Below are 23,210 nucleotides of genomic sequence, written 5' to 3'. Positions count from 1 at the left end.
TATTTTCTCCTGTTTTTTGTTCACTTCGATTAGACATAGCATAAAACAAGGCCGCATGTCTTTATGTGCGGCCATTTGACTTAAAATTTATGTCGCTATAAGTATAGCAAATCACCTTTATTCAATCAACTAGGATTCTGATTCCATCAACTCGGATTAATCATAATCCGGTAGGTCAGATTGGCTGCTTTGTCAATCATATTGGCCACGCTGCAATATTTCTCCATCGAAAGGGAGACTGCCCGTTGAAGCTTGTCCTCAGGTAAAGTTTTACCCCAAAATTTATAAACCACCTCTATGTCAGTGAATACTTTAGGATGGTCTGCAGCCCGCTCACCCTGTACGAATATATGAAACCGGTCAAAGTCCACTCTCATTTTTTCCAAGATTGAAACGGCATCCATGCCGCTGCATCCTGCGATAGCCATTAAGACCAGTTCCATCGGACTGGCCCCCATACCGGTTCCGCCTGCTTTGACACTTTGGTCAATATGAGTAACTACTTTGGCATTGCCCTCTCCCTGAAAATGCATACCTTTAATATGTTTAACCAAGATCTCCATCATTGGATCCCCTTTCTGGCATCCACACGCCTTTAATGATGTCTCGGGCGGTGGCGGCAATGTTTTTACGTGTAGCCATAGCCTGGTTCCTTATGACCGTGTAAGCGGTTTCTTCACTATGGCCGAATTCATGAATCAACTTTAATTGGGCTTGAAAGATCAGCTTGCGGGTGCTTAATTCCTGTTCAAGTCTGCGGATACGCTCGTTTAATTCCTTTTCTCGTTTAAATCGCTGCTCCACCGTTTGGACCCCTGCTAATAAATCCAAAGCTCTTAATGGGTATAGCAAAATTTGGTGAGCTTCGATTTGTCTTGCCGGTGTTAGGGATTGGTACTCTTCCGCGGTTAATATTAAAATGATCGGACAGAGATTTTGAATGAGCACTGTTTCTAAAAATTCTTGGGTCTTAAGTCCGTGGATGCTCCAATCTGCAATAATTAAATCCGGTTCGTACCGGTGAAGCAAACGCAGCGCTTCCATCCCGTTTTTCATGCAGGCTACCGCTTCATATCCTGCCAGTGGTAAAATAGGCCTAATCTCCTGGAATATAGAACTTTTCTCTATAACCAGTATTGCCCGTCTCATATCCTCACACTCTCGTTCTCTTTAATAACCATTTATTTGGCCAAGACTTCTAGTTTTTCATCTCCGCTCTTAAACTCCGGTTCCAAGGAACGGGTCCGTTGGTAAATCTTTTTGCCCGGTGTTACTCTTCTTGGAAAGATTAAGACAAATAAACTTAGCGCCCCGATAGTTAAACTTAAAGATTGAAGGTCCAAGAGAAAAAAGACGATCGGAACCAGGTTCGCCGGGGTCCCAATGGCATACCCATACTTTCCGATGGCTTCTAAACTTAAATTCGGGCGCTGCCATACCTTTAAGCCATAGTAATCCAGGGAATTGATCAGTTCGTGAGCTTTCTGAGAGAACGGATCCGTTGATGATGTGTAGATAAAGCCTTGTTTGGTATAGATCTTATCTAGTTCCACCGGATTTCCGGTGACCGCCGCTTTGGTAAACGTTCTCTCTATGCGCAACACATCGTCAAGGGCGATATTCACTGGGCCCTTCTCAGTGATTACTGTGTAAAGTCCCCGGTCCACGAGTTCAATATTGTTTACGTCCGTATCCATGAGTTTGAGACCCAAAACCGATACAGCTAATAAGCCCAGACATAAATATATAATTCTTCCCATCAAGATTTCAAGACTTGTGCCACGTTTTAATGTCATCAAAGAAGACACTTCCTTCTTATCTTTTCCTCAGTCTTTAGTTTAACCACAAAGAGTATTTTACTATAATTGATTTTGACATACAAACTAATTGACAATTTCTGTCACAAAACGGAAAAAGAGGCCTATTCCAGCCTCTTTCAAGTTGCTTGAATCATTCTTAAATAAATGTCAAACGAACCAATGATTAATCTACGCTTAAATGAGACAGCCTGTCGGCAATTTCTTGTAAATTAATCTTTATTCGAGCCGCTCCACTGTCCATGGCCGCTTTGGCTACAGCCTGGGCCACCGCGGGAGCAATCCTCCGGTCAAAGGCAGCGGGTATCACATAATCCGCAGTTAGCTCTTCATCCGTAATTAGGTTGGCTATCGCGTAAGCCGCGGCAATCTTCATTTCTTCATTGATCGCAGTCGCTCGCACGTCTAAGGCTCCCCGGAAAATACCCGGAAAAGCCAGTACATTATTTACCTGATTCGGCATGTCAGAGCGCCCGGTTCCGACCACTGCTGCTCCGGCTTCTTTCGCAAGTTCCGGCATGATTTCCGGCACCGGGTTAGCCATGGCAAAGATAATTGCATCTTTGGCCATAGAATGAACCATTTCGGGGGTCACTGTATTCGCAGCCGATACCCCGATAAAGACATCCGCCCCGCGAATGGCATCAGCTAAACTTCCTTTAAGTTTAGCTTTATTAGTGACTTTCGCGATATCATCTTTAGTCTGGTTCATTCCTTCCGGTCTGCCCTCATAGATCGCACCGTGACGGTCACACATGATGACATCGTTTACACCCATGCTCATTAAAAGCTTGATGATCGCAACACCCGCAGCGCCGGCGCCATTGGTCACGACCTTGATGCCTTTCAGCTCCTTGCCTACAACTTTCAGCGCATTAATGAGACCGGCCATGGTGACAATCGCTGTTCCATGTTGATCATCATGGAAAACCGGAATGTTCATTTCTTTTTTGAGACGTTCTTCAATCTCAAAACAAGACGGTGCCCCGATGTCCTCTAAGTTTATCCCGCCAAATGACGGCTCAAGCAGTTTTACCGTCTCAACAATTTGATCAATGTCTTTAGTATTTATACAAATTGGAAATGCATCCACATCGGCAAACGATTTGAAGAGAACGGATTTTCCTTCCATGACCGGCAGAGAGGCATCTGCCCCGATGTCACCTAACCCTAAGACGGCCGTTCCATTGGAAACCACTGCCACAAAGTTTCCTTTATTAGTATAAGTGTAGGCTAAGTCTTTGTTTTTGTGAATTTCTTTGCAGGGTTCTGCAACTCCAGGAGAATAAGCGAGGGATAAATCTCTGGCATTCTTCACAGCAACTTTACTTGCCACCACTAATTTCCCTCTGTGCTCCCGGTGTAAAGCTAAAGAATCTTCGCCGAGTGTACCCAAAACTAATCCCGCCTTTCTTAAATTATTGATTTAGGCAAGTATGCCATTTTGAACAAGACCATAGTCCATAGCATTCTACTTCCTCAGCCAGCGGTCAAGAGCGTACTTATTGGTTTCACGGTTCAGATCAGCAATGCCGGTGGTAAGCGGAATACCCTTCGGACAAGCCCTGACACAGTTTTGAGCATTGCCGCAGTCCGTGATTCCTCCATCGTCCAGCAGAGCCTCCAGCCGCTCATGTTTGTTCATTTCCCCGGTGGGATGCGTATTAAACAAGCGCACTTGCGAAATGGCGGCCGGTCCGATGAATTTGGAACGGGAATTCACCTGGGGGCAAGCTTCCATGCAGCACCCGCAGGTCATGCACTTTGAAAGTTCATAAGCCCACTGTCTCTTCACCTCAGCCATACGCGGACCGGGGCCTAAGTTATACGTCCCGTCAATCGGAATCCAGGCTCTCACTTTTTTAAGGTTGTCAAACATAATCTGCCGGTCTACCATCAGATCCCGAACCAAGGGAAACTTAGTTAAAGGTTCGAGCACGATCGGCTGCTCCAACTGATCGACCAAAGCGGAGCAAGCCTGGCGTGACTGACCGTTAATATTCATCGTGCAGGCACCGCACACCTCCTCCAGGCAGTTGCACTCCCAGACGACCGGAGAGGTACGCTCACCTTGAGCATTGACCGGGTTTTTCTGAATATCCATTAAGCAGGAAATAATATTCATCTTGGCCCGGTAGGGCACCTCAAATTCTTCCCAGCGTGCCGCCTTATCCGGACCATCTTGACGGCGTATTTTTAAGCGAATCATTTTTTGATCGGCCATTTCTTCTCCCTCCTTGCTATCTATCTTTTACTTATCGATGTCATAGCGGCGGGGCCGCGGCGGTATCAAAGAAACGTCGACCGGCTCATAGCTGAATTCCGGCCCGCCTGGTGTCCAAGTCGCCAAAGTGGTTTTGAGCCAATTCTCATCATCACGCTCCGGAAATTCCGGTTTATAGTGAGCACCGCGGCTTTCGTTGCGGCGCAAAGCGCCGAGTGTAATCACGCGCGCCAGTTCCATCATGTTCCATAAGTGCCGGATGAAGGTGGCGTTTTGCGAACTCCAGGTCACTTGGTCATCGAGCCCGATATTTTGCCAACGCTGCATCAACTCTTGAATTTTCTTGTCAGTTGCCTCTAACTTGTCGTTATAACGGATGACGGTGACATTTTCTGTCATGATCTCCCCGAGCTCTTGATGCAAGAGGTAAGCGTTCTCCGTTCCTTTCATGTTAAGGATGCGCGCCCACTTTTCTTCTTGCAGTTTTTGCTCGAGGGTAAAGGCCGGTTCAGTACCGGATGGAGTTTTTAACTTATTCTTTTGAATGTATTCAAGGGATTTCGGTCCTGCCACCATTCCCCCGTAGATCGCTGACAGCAGGGAATTGGCTCCCAGGCGGTTGCCTCCATGATACTGGTATTCACATTCTCCGGCAGCAAAGAGTCCTGGGATATTAGTCATTTGATCATAATCTACCCACAGCCCGCCCATTGAATAGTGAACCGCAGGGAAAATGCGCATGGGAACTTTCTTGGGATCATCTCCGACAAACTTCTCATAGATCTCAAGAATACCGCCTAATTTAATTTGCAATTCTTCCGGGTCTTTATGGGAAAGGTCCAAATAAACCATGTTTTCCCCGTTTATCCCTAAGCCGAGGTCAAATACCACATGGTAAATCGCACGGGTCGCAATATCCCGCGGTACGAGATTACCATAGGCTGGATACATCTCCTCCAGGAAGTACCAAGGTTTTCCTTCCTTATATGTCCAGACGCGTCCACCTTCCCCGCGGGCCGATTCAGACATGAGCCTGAGCTTATCTTCGCCGGGAATTGCGGTGGGATGAATCTGAATGAATTCCCCGTTGGCATATTTGACACCTTGCTGATAGAGAGCAGATGCGGCAGAGCCGGTATTAATGGTTGAGTTCGTGCTCTTGCCAAAGATCATGCCCGGTCCTCCGGTGGCAACAATGACGGCGTCTGCCGGGAAGGAACGGATGCTCATATCCCTTAGATTCTGAGCGACGATACCCCGGCATACCCCATCCTCAATGACCGCGGACAAGAACTCCCAGCTTTCATACTTTGTAACCAATCCTTCAACTTCAAAACGCCGCACTTGCTCATCTAGAGCGTAAAGCAGCTGCTGCCCGGTCGTTGCTCCGGCAAAGGCCGTGCGATGACGTTTGGTGCCTCCAAAGCGCCGAAAATCCAGCAACCCTTCTGGCGTCCGGTTAAACATCACTCCCATGCGGTCCATTAAATGAATAATTCCAGGAGCAGCATCACACATATCCTTCACCGGAGGCTGATTGGCCAGAAAATCTCCGCCATACACACTGTCATCAAAATGTTCCCAAGTCGAATCTCCTTCTCCCTTGGTATTAACAGCGCCGTTAATACCTCCTTGCGCACAGACGGAATGCGAGCGTTTCACGGGGACAAGGGAAAATAAATCAACCGAGGTACCGGCTTCCGCAATTTTAATCGCAGCCATTAAACCGGCCAGCCCGCCCCCGACAATTATCACTTTACTCATTGCTTCTCTCCTCCTCTCCTTATTTAAGAAACGCCGTTAAATCGCTCAAGCCGACCACAGACAATACAATAAAAATTCCCCCACACACATAAGACCATATTTGCTGAGAACGGGGGCCGATGGTTAAGCCCCAAGTGATGGCAAAGGCCCATAAGCCGTTGGCAAAATGAAATATTGCCAGAACGACGCCCAACGCATAAAAGATGAGACCGGCAGGATTACTCACAAAATGCTGCAAGGCAGCAAACGTTGCTTCTCCAAATCTTAGAAGATAAACATGAGTCACGACGAAAATTACGGTGTAAATTCCGGATATTCTTTGAATGATGTAAAACCAGTTACGGGCATAGCGATAACGCAATACATTGCTCTGGCCGGTATACACGACCCAGGAGCCGTAAATTGCGTGAAAAGCAATCGGAATAAAGATAACAATAAGTTCAATAACAAAGATCCCGGGGAAATTACGCATCGTTTCAATCACTTTGTTATAAGTTTCAGCCCCCGCCCGCGCCGAAAGGTTAAGAACCATGTGAAACGCAAGAAAAACTCCAATCGGCAGCAGTCCAAGCAAAGAATGGACGCGGCGAATTAAAAAATGATAAGGACTTTGTCTGGTACTCAAACTAATCTCTCCTCTCTTATCTTTTCCTAATTTGGTTAATATGCAACTTTAGTGCCAGTTTTTTGGTTTGCAGAAATTATTCTGAGAATATTTAACTGCTCAGGGTTGAAAGCAGCCAACCTAAGGGTATAAAGCTGATTAAAGGTATTATAATAAGCGAACTTCCGCGACTGAATCTTTATATTTTGTGGGAATCGTCTTGAACAACAGTCAAGATAATGCTTATAATTTTTAGATTTTGGATTTCTATTATTTATAAGTAATCTAAGGAACCGGTCTATCTGAGTGTCTTTAATTTATTATAGAGTGTTGCTAGAGAAATATTTAGAGCCTGGGCTGCTTTCTTTTTCCCTTCCACAGACTCTCCATAGCGGTTCAAAGCAATGCGGATCATCCGTTTCTCCATCTCATCCAAAGGAATCAATTCTTCAAATTCGCGTCCCAGTTTAGAAATCGGGGTATCTACTAGATTCAGAATATGCCGGTTGGTTATCATATCTTCTTCAACGGTAACCATGGCCCGTTCCATCACATTTTGCAACTCACGAACATTTCCCGGCCAAGTATAGTTCATTAGAAGCTGCTCAGCCTGAGCTGAAAGCCCGGCCACTTTCTTGCCGAATTTACGGTTAAACTTTACGATTAAGGATTGGGCATAGGCTGGAATATCTTCTTTGTGCTTGCGTAAGGGTGGTAAATGAAGCTCAACCACATTCAGGCGGTAATAGAGGTCTTCCCGGAAGTCCCCTTTTTTCACCATTTCCCTGAGGTTGCGATTGGTGGCGGCAATCACCCGCACATTCACTTTGATGGTTTGGGTACCACCCACCCGCTCAAACTCCATATCCTGAACGACCCGTAATAACTTGGCTTGCAGGTACAGGTTCATATCCCCAATCTCATCTAAAAAAATAGTTCCCCCATGGGCCAGTTCCATTTTTCCCAGCTTAGTTTTACCTGCCCCTGTAAACGCTCCTTTTTCATAACCAAAAAATTCACTTTCCAATAGGGTTTCCGGAATGGCAGCACAATTGACTTTTATGAACGGCTTGTCCCAGCGCTGGCTGGCACTGTGGATTGCATGCGCAAAAAGTTCTTTACCCGTACCGCTCTCTCCGGTGATTAACACGGTGGAATTACTCCTGGAAGCTTTGCGTGCCAGATCTAAAGCTTTTTCAAACTCAGGATGACTGCCGATAATATCGTCAAAGGTATAAGCACTGGTAGAAATTTGATTAATCCGCGTTTGCAAGTCATCGATCACCTGATTCGAAGCTTGCAATTGTTCCATCAACTTATAAATATCAGTTAAAGGTTGGAAGACTACCACCGCCCCCTCCATTCTGCCTTCAACCGCTATCGGGGAAGCATTGGAAATCACCTCGGCTTCGCTCCCGCCGACCCGGGACCGGTGGGCAAAAATTTGATCATGGGTACGCAAGGCCCGGGCCAGAGCTCCGTTAGGAGAGACCTCAAAAATGTTTTGTCCAATACGCTGGGTTGCGGACAATCCGGTAACCCGGGTAAAAGACGGGTTAACGTATTTAATCGTACCATCATTTCCAGCTACCTCAATCGCTTCTTGCACGGAATTTAAAATGGCATCCAGCTCTCCTTTGAGGCGCTTCATCTCAGACAACTTCTCTTTTTCCTCGATCACATGCATCATGAGGTTGGCACTTTTTGCTTCCATAACTGAAGTAGACGGGAGCTTCAGCTGCTCAATTTCCGCTTGTACCTCTTTTACCCCTGTCGCTTCAATCATTAAATCCAATCCGTCCGTTTGACAAAACTCCGCAATCGTTTGGCAAGTGTAGATGCCATCCGCTTGAGCCATTTTTATGCCGGGGGCGTCCAAAGATTTATCACAAACTACGGCAATCTCAACATGTTCAATACCGCGCAAGGTCTTATAAATTGAGGAGCCCCCTCTTCCAGCCCCAATAATTCCAACTTTTACTTTGCGCGCCAACTCTAACACCTCCTAACCTCAAAAAACTTTTCGGATATCAGGCAGCACAATCAGTCTTCTTACTAATTATTAGAATATTCGTCATTGGTGTTTAGATTTCCTGCTCTATTTAATAAGTTTTGGAAAAATTATTTAAAATAGGGGCTGAGCCTTTCTAATAACTTTAAAAGTTCACTTGGAGCTAGGTTTAGCCTGGGAAGTATAGGCGGGGTCTCTTTAGTTAAAGGTTTGGCTCCGGTGGTTTGCGGCGGAACGACTGCCCGTACCGCAATTGTACTTAAAATTTCAAGAATTAAGATGGGGAGGGTACCACGCAATCCGGGAAAGGTTAATATAGGGATGATGAACCAGGTCGTCGGAGCGTACGGTTCCGAAGAGTAATGGGCAAAAAGTATGATGCTTACAACGACAGGGTTCTCAGCGGTTTGATGAATTATGAACTCCCCTCCTCCAGCGAAGGCTTGGGAATAGGCCGGCGTTTGCAGGGGATCTGAGGTATTCGCTGCGATCGTTCCAAGCAGTGCTTGAAGCTCTCCTAACGGCATCGTGATTCGGCGGTCGGGATTGGCCGGATCAGCCAGCGGAACTGTTTTTAAACCAAAAATATACTTAGCTAAGATTAAGAAAATCTGGGCCCCGATCAATACCCCTGCCGCACCGAAAAGTTTTCCTGTGAGAAGAGGCTGCAGCATGAAAAATGATGCACTTCCGGGTACGGAACTAACCGGAGCGGAAATACCAAGAGCCAGATTAAGTGCGGTAAGGTCAGTATCTGCATTAATCTGACTCACCATAAAGCATCACCTCTTTATGGTAATATATGGGTTTAGACGGCTGTGGTGTTCTTAAGTAATCCCGGTAAACAAATCAGACTTCCGGCCGTTGTTGGTGCCTTCGTTTTAAATATTCAAAAACTCTCTCCGGGGAGGTATTCAATATCTGTCCCTCCGGTATCCCCGCCTCGTGTACTAACTCTAAAGCCAAGGCAAATTCTCCGACTCTATCCCAAAAATGGGCATCGCTGCCTAGGATGACCGGACCGCCATAGCGGGCCATAAAGCGCGCGAAGCGGGTGCAATTATCCCAAGCCCCCTTTTTGTGTGGTGCCAGAGAGCTATTGTTTATTTCCACCGGAACCCCAAGCGAAGCTGAAGCATGAGCGATCCGTTCCAAATCCAATTCAAAATCCGGCCGGCCCGGATGGACCATCATATCAGAAAAAGGGTTGTTCATGGCTTTTAGATAAGCCTCGGTATTTTCCTCAACTGTTCCTCCCGGATAACAAATGACATGCATTCCTACGAGCACGAGCTGCATCAGGGCCAAATAACGCAAAGGAAGATCCAGTTCCCCTTCATGGCTGGTTATATTAGCCTCCACACCCTTTAAAATTTTAACCCCGGAAAGCTCATCCGGGAGTATTGCTAAATTCCCGAAATGATATAGGTTGGGAGCCCCTGGCATGCTCGGCCCGTGATCAGTCATACCTAAAAGCTTAAGTCCCCTGCGCGCGGCGGCCAGTGCATTTTCGCTAATCGTACTATAGGCATGTCCGCTGGCGACCGTATGCGTATGCAAGTCTACCAGTATTTCCATAAAATCACCTCGCCCCATAGTATAACCCGGTAAAGGAAACTTACTTCAGATGGGGTTTTAACCCCATCTGAAGTTTAGTTGAACTTATCCAGGGGCGCTAAGCCATCGGATAAAATAAAAAAGTGCTACAAATTGCAGCACTAAAAGTATTAAGGATCTCTAATTTATTGTTTTTTAGGTGCGGGTTTAACTGTTGAATCTACATTAAAGCGAAAACTAGCCTCCGATGTCTGAGTAACTCCTCCGGCCGGGTTCGGTTTTACACGGAGCACAATCATATGTTGACCTGCCGTTGCACTATTGCCTGCCGCGTCACCCAGTGCTTTGATTTGACGGAAAGCGATACGGGCCGTGGCACCGGGTTCCAGGGCATCAAGGTTTCCCGGTTTCGTGATCTTTTGTTTATTATCCCCAATCAATGAAATTTCCAGCTCAATCGGGATATTCGTCATCTTTTGCGCCGTAGTGTTCTGAATGGTAGCGATTAAATCAAATGTTTTTGCCGGAATGACTTGTGATCCTTTTAAGGTTACCGTTCCGTAGGTCATATCTTTAACTACGGATGAGGGTTCAACCGTTAAGCTTAACATCTTAAGCTCAGGGACCACACTGTTTTTAGCGGCACTGGCTTGGATGGTCTGCCAGAACGTAACAGCGGCAAAGCTCAGGACAAAGATGACCAAAACACTTAAGAAAATTGTGAAATACTTGCGTTTAATCGCAATCACTTTAGCCAAATTAACACCTCCATATCCTTGGTATTTAATTCTAAAAAACAATATGCACGTCCCACCAAGGACATGCATACTAGCGTAAATTTTTATTTATTCAGTCCTTCCCTTTCTTGATATTTACGTAAGCGGATATCTTGGTCGCATGTCAGACGAAAAACTCTCGACATTTGGAGCAGTCTGGATGTTGTTCGGTCTCCGAGATAGGTTTCCATTTCCTCCAGACTAAGATTGGTCGTGATCACTGTTGGCAGCTGTTCATTCAAACGGTAATTGATAATCGAATACAAGCGGTTTCGAGTCCATTCCGTATAATTATGGGCACCTAAATCATCCAGCACTAAAATAGGGATTTCACGGGCTGTATCCAGGAGATCCATTTCATTATGCTCTCCTTTGTTGCTAAAGGTTGCTCTCAATTCGTCAAGCAAATCCGGAACGACCAAGAAAAGCACTCTAAAATCCTTTTCGATTAAGGCATTGGCAATACAGGCAGCAAGAAAAGTCTTACCCGACCCGACCGGACCGGTAAACAGCAGTCCTAAACCCGTATCTTCCCCTTCTAAACAGCCTTCCACAAATTCAAGCGCTGCTGAACGGGCTTTCTGAGCATTGAGGCGATGGGCCGGGTTGGAGCCGGAATCGTAATAATCTAAATGGAAGTGCTCAAAACGGCTGTTCATGAGGCTGCGGGCCATGCGGGCATGACGAAAGCGGTTTTCCACTTTTTTTTGCTGCATACAGCGGCAAGGTTTGGCAATATCGCCTTCTAAGATGATTCCCCGGTCTTCACAAAGCGGACAAACTGCGTGTTTGACACTTTCAGTCTTAATTTCTTTTCCACTTCCCGTCTGGGCAAACAAGCTGGGATCTAAGCCCTCCCTCAAAATTTCCCGTACCTTTTTCATGAGAAGAAATCCTTTCTTTACAGATAAAAGTTTTCATATTTATCCGGATTAGCAGCGTTCTTTCTGGATCCGCTTTTGCTTTGGTATTTTTTCTCCTGACGGGCTTGGAAATGAATATCATCGGCTTCTACTTCAGCCCGTGTCCGAAAACCTTTTTTCTCCCATTCACGCAGGATAGAATCAATATAGCGAAAGTTGCGGATTCCGGCACTGACTCCCCTCCGCAAAGCCTCTATGATTAATTCTTCCGTAAAGCAGGACGTTAGCCAGTGGGTAATATGTTCACACTCCAATCCGGTGAGCGGACGGCCTATTTCCTGTTCGAAAATGGCTACCAACCGTTCTGTAGATACTGCTTTAGCGCTTACCTGCGGCTGCTGTGTCGTTTCTAATTCAAGCATGCGCTCAATCGCCCACCGGTCAGCCAATTCTTCGATTAAACCAACCAAGTTAAAAGCGTTGACCCATGTTTTTTCTTCTCCATTCCACTTTTTTTCAAGCGCGATTAACTTGCGCCGGGTCAACCCGGCAATAATCTCTTCAATATGCTCCGTCGTCGTTCCCATCCTGGCGGCCATTACTTCTGGGGCAGGATACGGGGTTACGTTCATTTCACTTAAGATTTGTATGATCAAAATAAGTTCCTGATCACTTAAGCCTAGGTCTTTATAATGTGTTAATAGTAGCTTGGGAACAGCAGTCATTCCCGAAAAGAAAAGAGCTTGTGTAAAGCTCCCATAAACATTCACTTTGTTCACAATCCCCACTCCAAAAAACTTTGCTTATTGATCACCTGAGAATGTTTAAGATATATTCTCCATTTGCTCTAAAAATCCTCTTGATCCTCAGGTTATAGAACCTGACAAATATTAGCCGGATTAGGCCGATTATCTCACTAAGGTGTCGAATTAAGCTCAAAGACAAAACTTGAGCACGATATCTCTTAGAATAATTTACCATAGTATGGAAGGAATTACCTGTTCTTGTGTCGTATTACTCATATCGTAAGCTAGAAAAGACTTCAAAGGAGGATTTGCTATGAATGACCACCAGGAACTAATTGCCCTGGTCGAGCGAGCTTGTACCCATCCCGCTTTGGGTGTAAAACATTGTCTAAGGGTTTACCATTTGGCGAAAGAACTGTCCCAGCACTTAACCCTTGATGACGACGTTCTGTTCGTTGCAGCTATGCTTCATGATACCGGTAAATATCCGGTGTATGCACTCCCTAATGTTGACCACCCTTTACGTTCCAAGGGTGTCGCCACCAATATCCTACAGCGTCAAACCTTTTCCCCGAATAAACTTCCGAAAGTGTTAGATGCAATTGAATCCCACATGTATTATTCCGAACCCGGCAAAAGTGACGAAGCCGTTTATTTAAGAGATGCCAATATCCTAGATAATTTAGGGAACATCGGACTCATGCGCTTATTCAGTCTCATCGGGCATGATGAATTAACCCGAACCCCTCAAGATGCCATTGAAAGAGCACGAACCTTTGCAGAAGCACTTCCGAATAAAGTGTATACCCGGGCCGGACGCCGCTTGGCTGTGAAACGCCGCGAGGAAATTCTTCGTTTCTTGGCCGGAATAAAACGGCAAACAGCGGAATATGCCTGGATTTAAGTTATTTCTTTTGCTCCTCGAGCCAACGGGTCATTCTTTCAATCACCTGAACCACATAATCCAAGTTACGGTCGCGCTGTCCCTGATCAATGAATTGCTTCAAGCGGTGGCGCAAACGGACATAGGCCCGGTTGACTTGGGAGCGTGAAACCCGGCGGTCCGTCTCTTTTTTGGGTTTGATTGGAGGTAATCCGGACAGTTCTTGGGGCATAACCGGGCGCGTGCTTTGAGCGGAAGCTGCATCTGCTGCCCGGGCTAATGCTTCAGACACCCGCTCAAGCCAAGGCTTGGCCGGTGCATAGCGAACGATTTGGTTGGGCAAGAATTCAATGACTTCTCCTAGCTGGGGAATGATTGGATTCTTGTTGTACTTTTGGAATACTTTTTGGGCAAATTCAGCTTGAGCCTCCGCTTCTCCGTGAACCAAAATAATATTTTCCGTTTCCGCACAGGAAATCCAGTTCAAAAGCTCATCTTGATCCGCATGGGCGGACATGCCTTCAATCATTTGGATCTGCGCTTTCACAGCAACGGTTTCCCCATGGATTCTAACTTCTTTAGCTCCGTCAATTAACTGCCGCCCCAGCGTTCCTTGGGCTTGATACCCCACGAAAATGACTGTGGCATTTTCCCGCCAGAGGTTATGCTTGAGATGATGCTTAATCCTTCCCGCATCGGCCATGCCGCTGGCTGCAATGATGATCGCAGGTCCCGGCATATTATTCAAGGCCATGGAATCCTGAGCGGTAAGACTAAAGTGCACATTACTCATGGTCAGGGGGTTTTCTCCCCGGCTGATTAAGTTACGGGTTTCCGCATCAAAATTGGCCGTATTCTCTTGGAATATCTTGGTAGCTGAAATAGCCAAAGGACTGTCTATATAGATCGGAAGAATTGGGATTTCATTAGTCGCCTGGAGCTGGCTGATATAAAACAGTAAATCCTGGGTGCGTTCGATGGCAAACGCAGGGATAATGATATTGCCTTTGGCTTCATAGGCTGAACGGATAATTTCCGCCAATTCGTTCAGACGGTTGCCGCTTTCTTGATGGAGCCTATTGCCATAGGTAGTTTCCATAATAATAACATCTTCCCCGCATAAAATGCTGGGATCTTCAATATACGGTTGATTAGGGTTACCGATATCCCCTGAAAATACGACATTTTTAGTGGCCTGCTCTTCCTTAACTTCAAGCCGGACATGGGCGGACCCTAAAATATGCCCTGCATCTCTTAATTCAAAACTAAGGGAGGGACTTAACTTCACCCTGTCCTTATAATTAACGCTTTGAAACAGCGGCAAGGCAAGCATCCCATCTTCTGCTGTGTAAATCGGTTCCAAAACCGGCAGCCCCGCCCGTCCCCGTTTTCGGTTTTTGCGCTCAACCTCCATCTCTTGAATATGCCCGCTATCCGGGAGCATAATCGAGCAAAGTTTTACCGTTTCGGGAGTAGCCCAAATCTTGCCCTTGTACCCTTTTTTTACGAGCTTCGGCAGTAATCCTGAGTGGTCAATGTGAGCGTGCGTTAAGATGACCCCATCAATTGAAGACGGCTCAAACGGAAACTCACCGTAGTTTAATTCTTTCAGCGTTTTCGATCCTTGAAACATACCGCAGTCGATCAAGAGGCGAAAATCAGCTGTTTCCACTAAATAGCATGAACCGGTGACAACCTGTGCTGCCCCCAAAAAGCTAATTTTCATGCCAGTGCTCCTTCCACATATTCATTTCTAATTGAGGTCAACCAGTTTTAACTTAACCGCTTTCAGCGCAGCTTGGGTACGGTCCTCAACATCTAATTTTCGGAAAATACTCGAGAGGTGATTTTTTACTGTCTTCTCACTAATATAGAGAGCGCCGCCAATTTCTTTATTGGAAGCTCCCCGCACAACATAGTTTAAGATATCCAGTTCACGGGCACTTAAACCATAGTTTTCTTTAGGGGGAATAGGATGGGCAAGCTGTCCCAAAAGTTTCCCCGTGACTGCCGGAGAAAGAATTGGTTCTCCTATATATACCTTGTGAATCGACTCAATTAATGTTTTCGGATCGACATCTTTGAGCAGGTATCCTGCCACACCGAGCTGCAAGACCTCAAAAACTTTCTCATCTGAGTCATCGACGGTCAGGACTAATATTCCGATATTGGGTTTTTCACGCCGGATCACGCGGCATGCGTCTAGTCCGTTAACTCCGGGCATGTTTAAATCCATGAGCAGGACATCGAATGGGATTTTACGGGTTATATTGATCGCACCCTGCCCGTCCCCGACTTCTTCTACGACCTCGATTCCTTCTTCAAAGGACAGAATTCTTCTTAGACCCTCGCGCAGCAAGGGATGATCATCCGCTATAACGACGCGTATCACCCGGCTGTTCCCTCCTCTTGTACAAATGGAATCGAAAATTCCACCGTTGTTCCTTTCCCTTGGGAGGATTGAACAGTGAAATGTCCATTGAACATCTCTACTCTTTCGCGCATTCCTACTAAACCAAAGTGTTCGGTAGCGTCTTCCAAGATTTTATCGACTTCGAATCCTTTTCCGAAATCCTGGACACTGGCACTGGTCCACTCGTCCTGGAATTCCACACAGACCTTTACCCGGTCAGACGCGGAATGTTTGGCAACATTAGTCATTCCCTCTTGAATCAGACGAAACAGAGCGACCTCCATGATGGGCAGAAGACGTCTTTCCCGCCCTTCAACCCGGAGTTCGCATTGAATATGATAGGTCTCCTGAAAATTATCGAGATATTTCTTAAGGGCCGGGATCACGCCGAGATCATCCAAGGCCATCGGCCTGAGGTCAAAAATTATGCGCCGAATATCTTGGAGATTGGAGCGCACCAGGTTCTTTAAATCTTTAAGTTCCCCTTTCACCCGGCTCGGGTCAAGGTCCAAGAGCTTTTCTGCGATTTCCAGACGCAGCACGATATTGGCCAGGGTTTGAGCAGGGCCATCGTGCATTTCGCGCGCCACCCGGCGCCGTTCATCTTCCTGGGCTTTGATCACCCGCAGACCGGTTTCCTGACGTTGGTCAGTTCCCCGTCCGTGATATATATCGGCAATGCTTCCTTGCAAGAGGTTGATGGCCACGCTCACCTTCGACATTAGGTTTTCAGCACGTTCAATGGTCGCCTGCATTTGGCGCAGAGCCCGTTCAATCTCGTCACGGCGTGAACGCTGCTGCACTTCCTTAGCCTGTAACAGTTGCAGCTTCATCTGGGCTTCTGTGGCTTGTGAATAGGTCTCCATCATCTCTTGTTCAGTATGTTTTTTATAATCGCGGCTGACTTCCATTAGTTTTTGCCTGAGACGGCGCTCCAGTTTTTGGTGCTGGTCAACATCTTTAATCGTCTGAACGATATCGACCCGCAATTGCCCGAGTTCCTGCGTTAAACGCTGAATTTCAGAGCGAGTAGACTCAGCGATTAAAAAAATTTCTTCTTTGCCGGACTCTATTGAACTAAGAGTTTTTTTAAGAATTTCTCCTAAGCGGTCTGCCACTGTCTGCCCCTCACTCTTGCTTGACGATTTTTAAGTATTTAGTTGTATTCGACACGGAAATTCTTTTTTCCTACTTGACCGCTAAAAATGCAAATGAGATTCTCGAAAAAAAACACTCTGCACTAAAAACTGCAGAGTGCTTTTTTTAATTATAATGTTTTAACTTTTCTGTTTTTCCGTTCGACCGTTTTTCGAATTTGACGTTCCAGCCGCCGCCAATATTTTAAATCTTCATAGTTTAAAACGATTGTTTTCCAGCCTTCGGCCCGCATTTTATGTTCGACTTCAGTTCCATTGGCAACTTGATCAAGATAAATTAATACATCTTCCACTTGGGCCAGAAACTGATATCCCGCCAAATTCATATTCCAGCGCACTGACGCTTTGGGGAAGAGATAACTGAGCACTAAAGCCAAATGCTCTGCCTCTGTCGGTACGGATAATGGCCGTTTCACAGCCCCCTTGGATAGCTTCCTTGCGGATGTATGCAGTTCTACTTCTGGTTCTATGACTCGTTCTGCATCCGGCTCTTGTACAGGCTCTGTTTCTGGATCGGTTTTAGATTCAGCTTTAGACTCTTCTTTAGACTCTTCTTTAGACTCTTCTTTAGGCTCTTCTATGGGTGCTTCTTTAGGCTCTTCTTTAGGCTCTTCTATGGGTGCTTCTGATGGAAGCGCTGGCATTGTATCAATTCTGTTCTCATAGGCTCTTATCTTTACTTGACTAAGGTCAGTCTTAGACGTCGAACGGCCGTCAATGATATTGACTCGGGCTCCGGCTATGGTTGGAGGAGGCGGGGCGATGGACGCGGATTCCATGATCATTCTTTCCAGTATCGTGTTAAACACAGGAAAATTTTCTATGACACGGGGGTCCGGAAGCCGCTGTTCGATTATTTGTCTGACCCCATTATAAATTTCTCCCTCCGAAAGAGAAGATACGCTGGCTAAAGCTGCCACCAGCTTCTGGGCGCTTTTTAAGCCGCGCTGAAATTCTGCATCTGCATCTGGGCCGGTGAGTAAGCATACTGCAAAAAGTTTTTCGATGATATGGTCTATATGTTCTTGAATCCCAGGATCTTGGAAAAAGTACGCTTCCAAGTTTGTCCACCTCCATGAAAATAATCCTGTTCGATAGCTATGCAGCAAAAGGATTAGATATGTATGGAGAAAGACTTTTTCTTTATTTGTTAACGGATTTTATCCAAATAATATAAAACTTGTGCCACTGTCCCTTTGGCGTGGGTAATGGTTTCCGGAATATCTTTGGCTCCGGTACATGAACCTGCTGCAAACACTCCAGGAACCTGATCCTTATTTTGACCGTTATCGAGGTAAAATCCGCGGGCATCTAATCCAAGGCCAAGCTGCGGAAAGTCCAAGGCTAAATGATTATTAGGTTTTTGAGCCGGCACCAGAATTAGAAGATCATACGTTTCTTCCATGAGAGAACCGGTATACGAATCAGCAAGGCGCAGAGTTAAAGTTTTTGCCGGATAGCTGAATACTTTGGACGGTGTTGCCCGGATGAGTTTAACTTTATTCGACACGATGTCTTCAGACCTGATATTGAATAAGTCCCGATAAAAAACGTCAATTTTTATGTGAGGATAGAAGTAGCTTAAACGCCGCACCAAGTGCTGAGCATAAGCACAGCAATAGCGTGAACAATAGTTGGCATGATGAGGGCGTTCATCCCTGCTCCCTATACACAAGGCAATTCCGATTCGACGCAAGCGGCCAAACCTGGCATTAAGCTTTTGCGGATCTGCTAGAACCGGTTCCAGTTCAGAGGCCAAAACCACTTGTTTGAGCACGGGATAGCCCAACTCTTCCGGAATCTCCGGATGATGGATTTGAAACCCGGTTGCAACCACGAAGGCCTGAACTTCTAGTGATGTCTCGGCTCCTAGGTCTGAGCGGATTTCATTCAGTAATCTTATACTGGCTCTTAAATGCGGGGGATTACCCTGCAAGCCGGTGAGCATGCTATAAGGCAATGGGTGAATGTTGGGATAATGAACAAGCTTTGTCTTAGATTTTGCGATCAGGCAGGCCGAACATTCCTGACAATGTTCCGTCGCTTTACAGGCATACAGTCTGCCTTTGCCCCCCATTTCCTTATCTTGTTCCAATAAAAAGACTTCATGGCCTGCCTGCGCTATACCCAGGCTTACCGTAATCCCCGCAATTCCAGCACCTACAACTAAAATCCTATCGCTCATGCCTCTCTCCATTAACTCACTTCTTGATTGGTATATGTCCGCAACACTTGGTTTAACTCTTGCTGCCACAGTGCCGGAGAGTTGGCGGCTACCGCTATTATGTGAACAAGTTGAGGCTTAGCCCCCATCTCTTGTAGTATTCTCTGTATATCCCCCGTTCTGTGTTCTTTATGACTGGCACAGCTTCCAGGGGGACAGGTAGCAAGGATCAAACGCTCCGCACCGTGAAGCCACCCTTCTACCAGGTAGGAATGATCGAGTGCACACGCACAAGGAACAATCATTAATTCAACCTTGGCCGCCATCTTTGAGGGTAGAGTTGTTTTTCTTAAGGCCACTGCACCTGAATTCTGGCAGGCAAATACTAAAACCTTATTCTTTGAATTTTTGCGTAGATGCTCGTAAACCAAGGCGCGGTTAAACAAAGGAAAGGAAACTGCTCCCTTGGGACAAGCACTCACACAAATTCCACAAGCCTGGCAGGCCAAAGGATCTAACATCACCCGGGAATGATTCCGGTCAAGCTCAACCGCCCCTGCCGGACACACTTGAGAGCAGGTGGAACACAAGGAACAGCGTTCAGGGTCGATGATAGGGAAGGTATCTGTAATGCTTAGTTCTCCTTCCCGGAGAGGGGCGATTTCCCCGGCTACGGCAACAGCCGCTTCTTCAACCGCCACTCCTGATACCACGGCCTCATGAATCACGAAAATGCCCGGACGGTTGGCACCCGGAGGGTAATTGAATATTGAAGAGGATTTAAGTTTAAACTTGTTTTGCAGACGTACCAATTCTGAACTAGGTGTAAATATTTCTCCTACAAACAGAGTGCTAACCGTTTGTTCAAACTCTAAATTCAGAAAAGGGTCATAATAACCCAGACGCAACCCCTTTTCCTCTGTCCGAATTGTTAAGGGATTATTTACTCGCCAAAATTTAACACCTGCATGCAGGCACCGTTGGTACGATTCTTCATGCTCTAAAGTTCCAAGTTTTAGATTTGTATAAAACACATAAACACCGGCGCCTTGGCTTCTCAAGCGCAGTGCCTGATCCAGGGCGCGGCTGAAAGTATGTTCATTATCTAAATCCCTAAGATAAAAAGCATAATCCTGTGGGCCGGCACTAAACCAATGTTTCGCTTTAGCAATTGGTTGGATCCACTCTGTCCTGGGAAATCCCGGATCAAGTCCGGCCTTCGGTTCCAAGGCTAAGACAATCGCCCCGGCATCGATCCATTCAACATTTCCAGTCTCTCTTTGAACCACTTTTACCCTAAAATTGCCCCTTTGCCCGGATACTTCTACAACTCGAGCACTCTCCTTTATCCAAGTCACCGGGTGAACGGAAAGGGTCTCAACTACAACCTGTGCCGCTTCCCCATTTCCGATCACAAGCACTGACGAATGGACAGAGATGTTCATTTTAACCACTCCCATTTTCCACCCATATCTTTAGGCCAAATATTGGCATTACTCTGAATATGGCGAGGGGTTAATTCATGGATGCTAAAACAAGGTCCCCAGGGAATTCCCCGGGGACCTACCCTGGACAAGCTTAGCGAGTGCGGAACACTTTCAGATAAGAATCGGCATAGATACTCTTGTTAAGCAAGATTTGAGCAGTAGCCGCAGCATCAACGAGGGCATCATCATTCGCGTCAACGATTGCAGCGTCAAGGCCTACAGCCATGGCCATCGCTAAATATGTTCTGTTGATTAAGTGACGGTCCGGAGATTTCTGAGAAACATTGGAAAGTCCTAAGACTGTCCGGGGAGCCGGATTAGCCAAAGTCTTTATTTGACGCAGGGATTCCAAAACTTCCGGAGCATGTTCTTGAGCCACATTGACCGGCAGAATGAGCGGGTCAATGTAGAGCTCTTCCATCGGCAAACCAAACTCGTCGGCGGCAGCGACTAATTCCATGGCAAAGGCCACGCGGTTTTCAGCGTCTTTGGGAATACCCTTTTTATCCATGGTCAGGCCGATCAAAGATGCATTGTATTGGACAGCCATGGGAAAGACGCGTTCGATTTTAGCACGCTCCGCCGGGCAGGAGTTGATCATAGCCGGGCGTTTACATAATTTTAAACCCTCTTCGATGGCATCATAGTTGGTTGAGTCTAAACACAGAGGCAAATCAGAAACTTCTTGAATGACGTTAACCATCCATTTGTATGCTTCCGGCCGCTCTTCGGTCGGAACAGCCGGTCCAGAGTTTACATCCAGATAATGCGCTCCACCTTCTTGTTGTTTCAAAGCCCAATGTTGAAAAGGCTTAGGATCCTTATTGCGGAGAGCTTCTCCAATATCCTTAAACATCCCGTTAATACGTTCGCCAATAATAATCAATCCGCTCACGTCCTTTCAAAAAATTAAATATATTTTTAAGTCGGAGGCAGCCGCAGCGCAAACTATCCAGCTGGCGCTGCGGGCCAGATTATTGTTTTGGTTTTGCAGTATTTAAGCGTTTTGCTCCATCATATCGGCAATATTTCTTTGCACTAACCGAACGGAGGCTGGGTTGCGCATTAACAAAATGCTGGCACCCACTTGGAGCAGAGCAGCAGCAGTAACTGCCTCCCACAAAATGCCGCGGTCTTGCAGTTCACCCCACCCCGGGAATTCACCTGCCCCGACATTAGCTTCTTTGGCCCGGTTGGCCTCATAGCCCACCGTACAAATCATGGGCATAGAAAGCATTTTATCTCCGGCCAAAGCACCCAGACGGGCCCGCTCCATAATGGAATAGGCATATTCAATTCCGAAGCCCAAACCGCCGATCATGGGGTCAATCACAATTTTGTTCAAAGGCAAGCCCATTTCATTGATCAAAATGTTGAGCTGTTTACAAATGTTAATATCAAGCGGAGAACGGGCAATGACATTATGCTTGTGCACCATGGCAGCAGCCGTAATGGACTTATAGTTATCCTGCTCCGCCAAACCGATTAACAGGTTTTCTCCGGCAGCCGCTTCCGCCACAGCAGCCATCACTTCATTATCTTTTTCCGGATCTTCGCAGCCCACTACAATTAAAGGAACGCCAACAGCTGCTAAGACATCTTTCACCACTTGCGCGCATTGTTCAGGACTGCGGTTTTCTCCTTCCGGGTCAGCACCGATTAATTTAAGATAAATTGCATCTGCACCGAATTCTTCGACACATTTTTTGGCCATTGCTACCGGGTTTCCCAGTACATCCCCGAATTGCTCTTTAATGGTGTCGTTCCACGGCGGAACAATATCAGTGACTTCCATTGCAATAATCGGACGGTTCTCAACACTGCCTTCGAACTGTAGAAACGGCAGGGTTCCGTCACCACCCACTCTGATTACAGAGGTACGGGTACCGCCCTCTGCAGCGGTAGCGCCGAGAACAACCTCACCGACTTTACTTGGATACTTTTCTTTTACTAAAGTTACGGGCATTGACCTCTCTCCTTTCTACTTCAAGATCCCTACACGACTGATAATTTTCTTGACAGCTTGAACGGACACCGCATCGTCAGGCAAGTCATATAAGGCTTTGCCTGCCAAATCCTGTGTCACCACCAGCGGGTCTAACGGAATATCTCCAATCACTTTTAACCCGGTTTGGGCAATTTCATCGGCCAATGATTCCAAACTGTTGTCCGCAGTCTTGGTAACGACTAAGTAAACTTCCCCGACTTCGGCTCTCATTCCCCGGATCAAATCATGAACCCGGCCGGCGGATCGAATCCCGCGAGCGGAAGAGTCACTGATGACAAACATCGTATCAATATGCGGAATGGTCCTGCGGCTGATGTGTTCGAGACCGGCTTCCGTATCCACTGCCACAAAATCATAGTTACTGCCCAAATTCTCCAGATATTTACGCAATAGATCATTGGGATAGCAATAGCACCCAGGCCCCTGAGGACCGCCCATGACCAATAGATCAATATCCTTCGATTCGACTAAAGACTGCTGCAGTTTATACTCAATAAAGATATCTTTGGGCATTCCGTCGGGAATGGCTTTGGGATTTTTGGCCTGTTCCAAAAGATCGGAAATGGTCGCAGTCACCGTAAGTCCCAGAGCCTCATTTAAGTTGGCGTTAGGATCCGCATCAACAGCCAGTATGGAGATTCCTTTTTTCTGTTTACTCAAGTGCCTGAGCATTAAAGCGGTAAACGTTGTCTTGCCCACCCCGCCCTTGCCGGCTACTGCTACATATTTTGTCATT

At 46.4% G+C, this 23,210-nt stretch carries 23 protein-coding genes; 1 reads left to right on the top strand and 22 read right to left on the bottom strand.

Annotated elements, in window-relative coordinates; genetic code table 11:
- Nucleotides 1-146: 146 nt before the first annotated feature.
- The 13 genes from J0X21_RS03810 to J0X21_RS03750 form a co-directional block, all read right to left on the bottom strand.
- Nucleotides 147-563, bottom strand: a complete 417-nt coding sequence (locus J0X21_RS03810; RefSeq protein ID WP_206810892.1) for an OsmC family protein — start codon at nt 561-563, stop codon at nt 147-149.
- Nucleotides 547-1,149: an ANTAR domain-containing response regulator gene (locus tag J0X21_RS03805; protein ID WP_206810891.1), complete on the bottom strand. Its 603-nt coding sequence runs from the start codon at nt 1,147-1,149 to the stop codon at nt 547-549. Before J0X21_RS03805 ends, J0X21_RS03810 begins: the two co-directional genes overlap by 17 nt.
- A gap of 32 nt (nt 1,150-1,181) precedes the next feature.
- The gene (locus J0X21_RS03800; RefSeq protein WP_206810890.1) at nt 1,182-1,796 is read right to left on the bottom strand and encodes a hypothetical protein; all 615 of its coding nucleotides are present in this window, start codon (nt 1,794-1,796) and stop codon (nt 1,182-1,184) included.
- 187 nt (nt 1,797-1,983) lie between these two features.
- Nucleotides 1,984-3,213 (bottom strand): NAD(P)-dependent malic enzyme, encoded by a 1,230-nt coding sequence (locus tag J0X21_RS03795; RefSeq protein ID WP_206810889.1) that lies wholly within the window; start codon nt 3,211-3,213, stop codon nt 1,984-1,986.
- Nucleotides 3,214-3,288: 75 nt separating this feature from the next.
- Nucleotides 3,289-4,041, bottom strand: a complete 753-nt coding sequence (gene sdhB, locus J0X21_RS03790) for a succinate dehydrogenase iron-sulfur subunit (RefSeq protein ID WP_206810888.1) — start codon at nt 4,039-4,041, stop codon at nt 3,289-3,291.
- Between the two features lie 27 nt (nt 4,042-4,068).
- Nucleotides 4,069-5,805, bottom strand: a complete 1,737-nt coding sequence (sdhA, locus tag J0X21_RS03785; RefSeq protein ID WP_206810887.1) for a succinate dehydrogenase flavoprotein subunit — start codon at nt 5,803-5,805, stop codon at nt 4,069-4,071.
- 19 nt (nt 5,806-5,824) lie between these two features.
- Nucleotides 5,825-6,430, bottom strand: coding sequence for a succinate dehydrogenase cytochrome b558 subunit (locus J0X21_RS03780; RefSeq protein WP_206810886.1), 606 nt, complete (start codon nt 6,428-6,430; stop codon nt 5,825-5,827).
- A 277-nt stretch (nt 6,431-6,707) separates the two neighbouring features.
- Nucleotides 6,708-8,402, bottom strand: coding sequence for a sigma-54 interaction domain-containing protein (locus tag J0X21_RS03775; RefSeq protein WP_206810885.1), 1,695 nt, complete (start codon nt 8,400-8,402; stop codon nt 6,708-6,710).
- Nucleotides 8,403-8,530: 128 nt separating this feature from the next.
- On the bottom strand, nt 8,531-9,196 hold the full coding sequence (locus J0X21_RS03770) for a hypothetical protein (protein WP_206810884.1): 666 nt from the start codon (nt 9,194-9,196) through the stop codon (nt 8,531-8,533).
- Nucleotides 9,197-9,269: 73 nt separating this feature from the next.
- On the bottom strand, nt 9,270-9,998 hold the full coding sequence (locus tag J0X21_RS03765) for a phosphatase (RefSeq protein WP_206810883.1): 729 nt from the start codon (nt 9,996-9,998) through the stop codon (nt 9,270-9,272).
- 164 nt (nt 9,999-10,162) lie between these two features.
- Nucleotides 10,163-10,735 carry a hypothetical protein gene (locus J0X21_RS03760; protein ID WP_206810882.1) on the bottom strand — a complete coding sequence of 191 codons (573 nt, stop codon included), beginning with the start codon at nt 10,733-10,735 and terminating at the stop codon, nt 10,163-10,165.
- Between the two features lie 83 nt (nt 10,736-10,818).
- On the bottom strand, nt 10,819-11,637 hold the full coding sequence (locus tag J0X21_RS03755; protein WP_206810881.1) for an ATP-binding protein: 819 nt from the start codon (nt 11,635-11,637) through the stop codon (nt 10,819-10,821).
- A 17-nt stretch (nt 11,638-11,654) separates the two neighbouring features.
- Complete coding sequence (locus tag J0X21_RS03750) at nt 11,655-12,395, bottom strand: DnaD domain-containing protein (RefSeq protein WP_206810880.1); 741 nt, start codon at nt 12,393-12,395, stop codon at nt 11,655-11,657.
- Between the two features lie 280 nt (nt 12,396-12,675).
- Here J0X21_RS03750 and J0X21_RS03745 point away from each other — a divergent pair, with 280 nt between their 5' ends.
- Nucleotides 12,676-13,266: an HD domain-containing protein gene (locus tag J0X21_RS03745; protein ID WP_206810879.1), complete on the top strand. Its 591-nt coding sequence runs from the start codon at nt 12,676-12,678 to the stop codon at nt 13,264-13,266.
- A gap of 1 nt (nt 13,267) precedes the next feature.
- On the opposite strand, the gene J0X21_RS03740 is transcribed toward J0X21_RS03745, so the two are convergent.
- The 9 genes from J0X21_RS03740 to J0X21_RS03700 all read right to left on the bottom strand — a co-directional run bounded on the left by J0X21_RS03740 (nt 13,268) and on the right by J0X21_RS03700 (nt 23,209).
- Nucleotides 13,268-14,971, bottom strand: a complete 1,704-nt coding sequence (locus J0X21_RS03740; RefSeq protein ID WP_206810878.1) for an MBL fold metallo-hydrolase RNA specificity domain-containing protein — start codon at nt 14,969-14,971, stop codon at nt 13,268-13,270.
- 27 nt (nt 14,972-14,998) lie between these two features.
- Nucleotides 14,999-15,637 (bottom strand): response regulator, encoded by a 639-nt coding sequence (locus tag J0X21_RS03735; RefSeq protein WP_206810877.1) that lies wholly within the window; start codon nt 15,635-15,637, stop codon nt 14,999-15,001.
- Nucleotides 15,634-16,776, bottom strand: a complete 1,143-nt coding sequence (locus tag J0X21_RS03730; RefSeq protein ID WP_206810876.1) for a sensor histidine kinase — start codon at nt 16,774-16,776, stop codon at nt 15,634-15,636. Before J0X21_RS03730 ends, J0X21_RS03735 begins: the two co-directional genes overlap by 4 nt.
- A gap of 149 nt (nt 16,777-16,925) precedes the next feature.
- On the bottom strand, nt 16,926-17,876 hold the full coding sequence (locus J0X21_RS03725; protein ID WP_206810875.1) for a hypothetical protein: 951 nt from the start codon (nt 17,874-17,876) through the stop codon (nt 16,926-16,928).
- 89 nt (nt 17,877-17,965) lie between these two features.
- A complete protein-coding gene (locus J0X21_RS03720) occupies nt 17,966-19,000 on the bottom strand; it encodes an NAD(P)-binding protein (protein ID WP_206810873.1) in 1,035 nt (344 codons plus the stop codon).
- A gap of 11 nt (nt 19,001-19,011) precedes the next feature.
- The gene (locus tag J0X21_RS03715; RefSeq protein ID WP_206810872.1) at nt 19,012-20,424 is read right to left on the bottom strand and encodes a hydrogenase iron-sulfur subunit; all 1,413 of its coding nucleotides are present in this window, start codon (nt 20,422-20,424) and stop codon (nt 19,012-19,014) included.
- 133 nt (nt 20,425-20,557) lie between these two features.
- Nucleotides 20,558-21,352: a methyltetrahydrofolate cobalamin methyltransferase gene (locus tag J0X21_RS03710; RefSeq protein ID WP_206810870.1), complete on the bottom strand. Its 795-nt coding sequence runs from the start codon at nt 21,350-21,352 to the stop codon at nt 20,558-20,560.
- A 111-nt stretch (nt 21,353-21,463) separates the two neighbouring features.
- Complete coding sequence (locus J0X21_RS03705) at nt 21,464-22,432, bottom strand: acetyl-CoA decarbonylase/synthase complex subunit delta (protein ID WP_206810868.1); 969 nt, start codon at nt 22,430-22,432, stop codon at nt 21,464-21,466.
- A 15-nt stretch (nt 22,433-22,447) separates the two neighbouring features.
- Nucleotides 22,448-23,209: an ATP-binding protein gene (locus J0X21_RS03700; protein WP_206810866.1), complete on the bottom strand. Its 762-nt coding sequence runs from the start codon at nt 23,207-23,209 to the stop codon at nt 22,448-22,450.
- Nucleotide 23,210 lies beyond the last annotated feature (1 nt).

It is taken from the genome of Paradesulfitobacterium ferrireducens (genome assembly GCF_017310645.1).
Classification (GTDB): Bacteria; Bacillota; Desulfitobacteriia; order Desulfitobacteriales; family Desulfitobacteriaceae; genus Paradesulfitobacterium; species Paradesulfitobacterium ferrireducens.
This window is presented reverse-complemented; position numbering and strand designations above follow the sequence as displayed.

What these genes read in the sequence shown, in the direction of transcription:
- J0X21_RS03810 (WP_206810892.1), bottom strand. Translation starts at nt 563, where the DNA reads ATGGAGATCTTGGTTAAACATATTAAAGGTATGCATTTTCAGGGAGAG.
- sdhA (WP_206810887.1), bottom strand. Translation starts at nt 5,805, where the DNA reads ATGAGTAAAGTGATAATTGTCGGGGGCGGGCTGGCCGGTTTAATGGCT.
- J0X21_RS03755 (WP_206810881.1), bottom strand. Translation starts at nt 11,637, where the DNA reads ATGAAAAAGGTACGGGAAATTTTGAGGGAGGGCTTAGATCCCAGCTTG.
- J0X21_RS03805 (WP_206810891.1), bottom strand. Translation starts at nt 1,149, where the DNA reads ATGAGACGGGCAATACTGGTTATAGAGAAAAGTTCTATATTCCAGGAG.
- J0X21_RS03745 (WP_206810879.1), top strand. Translation starts at nt 12,676, where the DNA reads ATGAATGACCACCAGGAACTAATTGCCCTGGTCGAGCGAGCTTGTACC.
- J0X21_RS03720 (WP_206810873.1), bottom strand. Translation starts at nt 19,000, where the DNA reads ATGAGCGATAGGATTTTAGTTGTAGGTGCTGGAATTGCGGGGATTACG.
- J0X21_RS03770 (WP_206810884.1), bottom strand. Translation starts at nt 9,196, where the DNA reads ATGGTGAGTCAGATTAATGCAGATACTGACCTTACCGCACTTAATCTG.
- J0X21_RS03705 (WP_206810868.1), bottom strand. Translation starts at nt 22,432, where the DNA reads ATGCCCGTAACTTTAGTAAAAGAAAAGTATCCAAGTAAAGTCGGTGAG.
- J0X21_RS03765 (WP_206810883.1), bottom strand. Translation starts at nt 9,998, where the DNA reads ATGGAAATACTGGTAGACTTGCATACGCATACGGTCGCCAGCGGACAT.
- J0X21_RS03800 (WP_206810890.1), bottom strand. Translation starts at nt 1,796, where the DNA reads ATGACATTAAAACGTGGCACAAGTCTTGAAATCTTGATGGGAAGAATT.
- J0X21_RS03740 (WP_206810878.1), bottom strand. Translation starts at nt 14,971, where the DNA reads ATGAAAATTAGCTTTTTGGGGGCAGCACAGGTTGTCACCGGTTCATGC.
- J0X21_RS03715 (WP_206810872.1), bottom strand. Translation starts at nt 20,424, where the DNA reads ATGAACATCTCTGTCCATTCGTCAGTGCTTGTGATCGGAAATGGGGAA.
- sdhB (WP_206810888.1), bottom strand. Translation starts at nt 4,041, where the DNA reads ATGGCCGATCAAAAAATGATTCGCTTAAAAATACGCCGTCAAGATGGT.
- J0X21_RS03700 (WP_206810866.1), bottom strand. Translation starts at nt 23,209, where the DNA reads ATGACAAAATATGTAGCAGTAGCCGGCAAGGGCGGGGTGGGCAAGACA.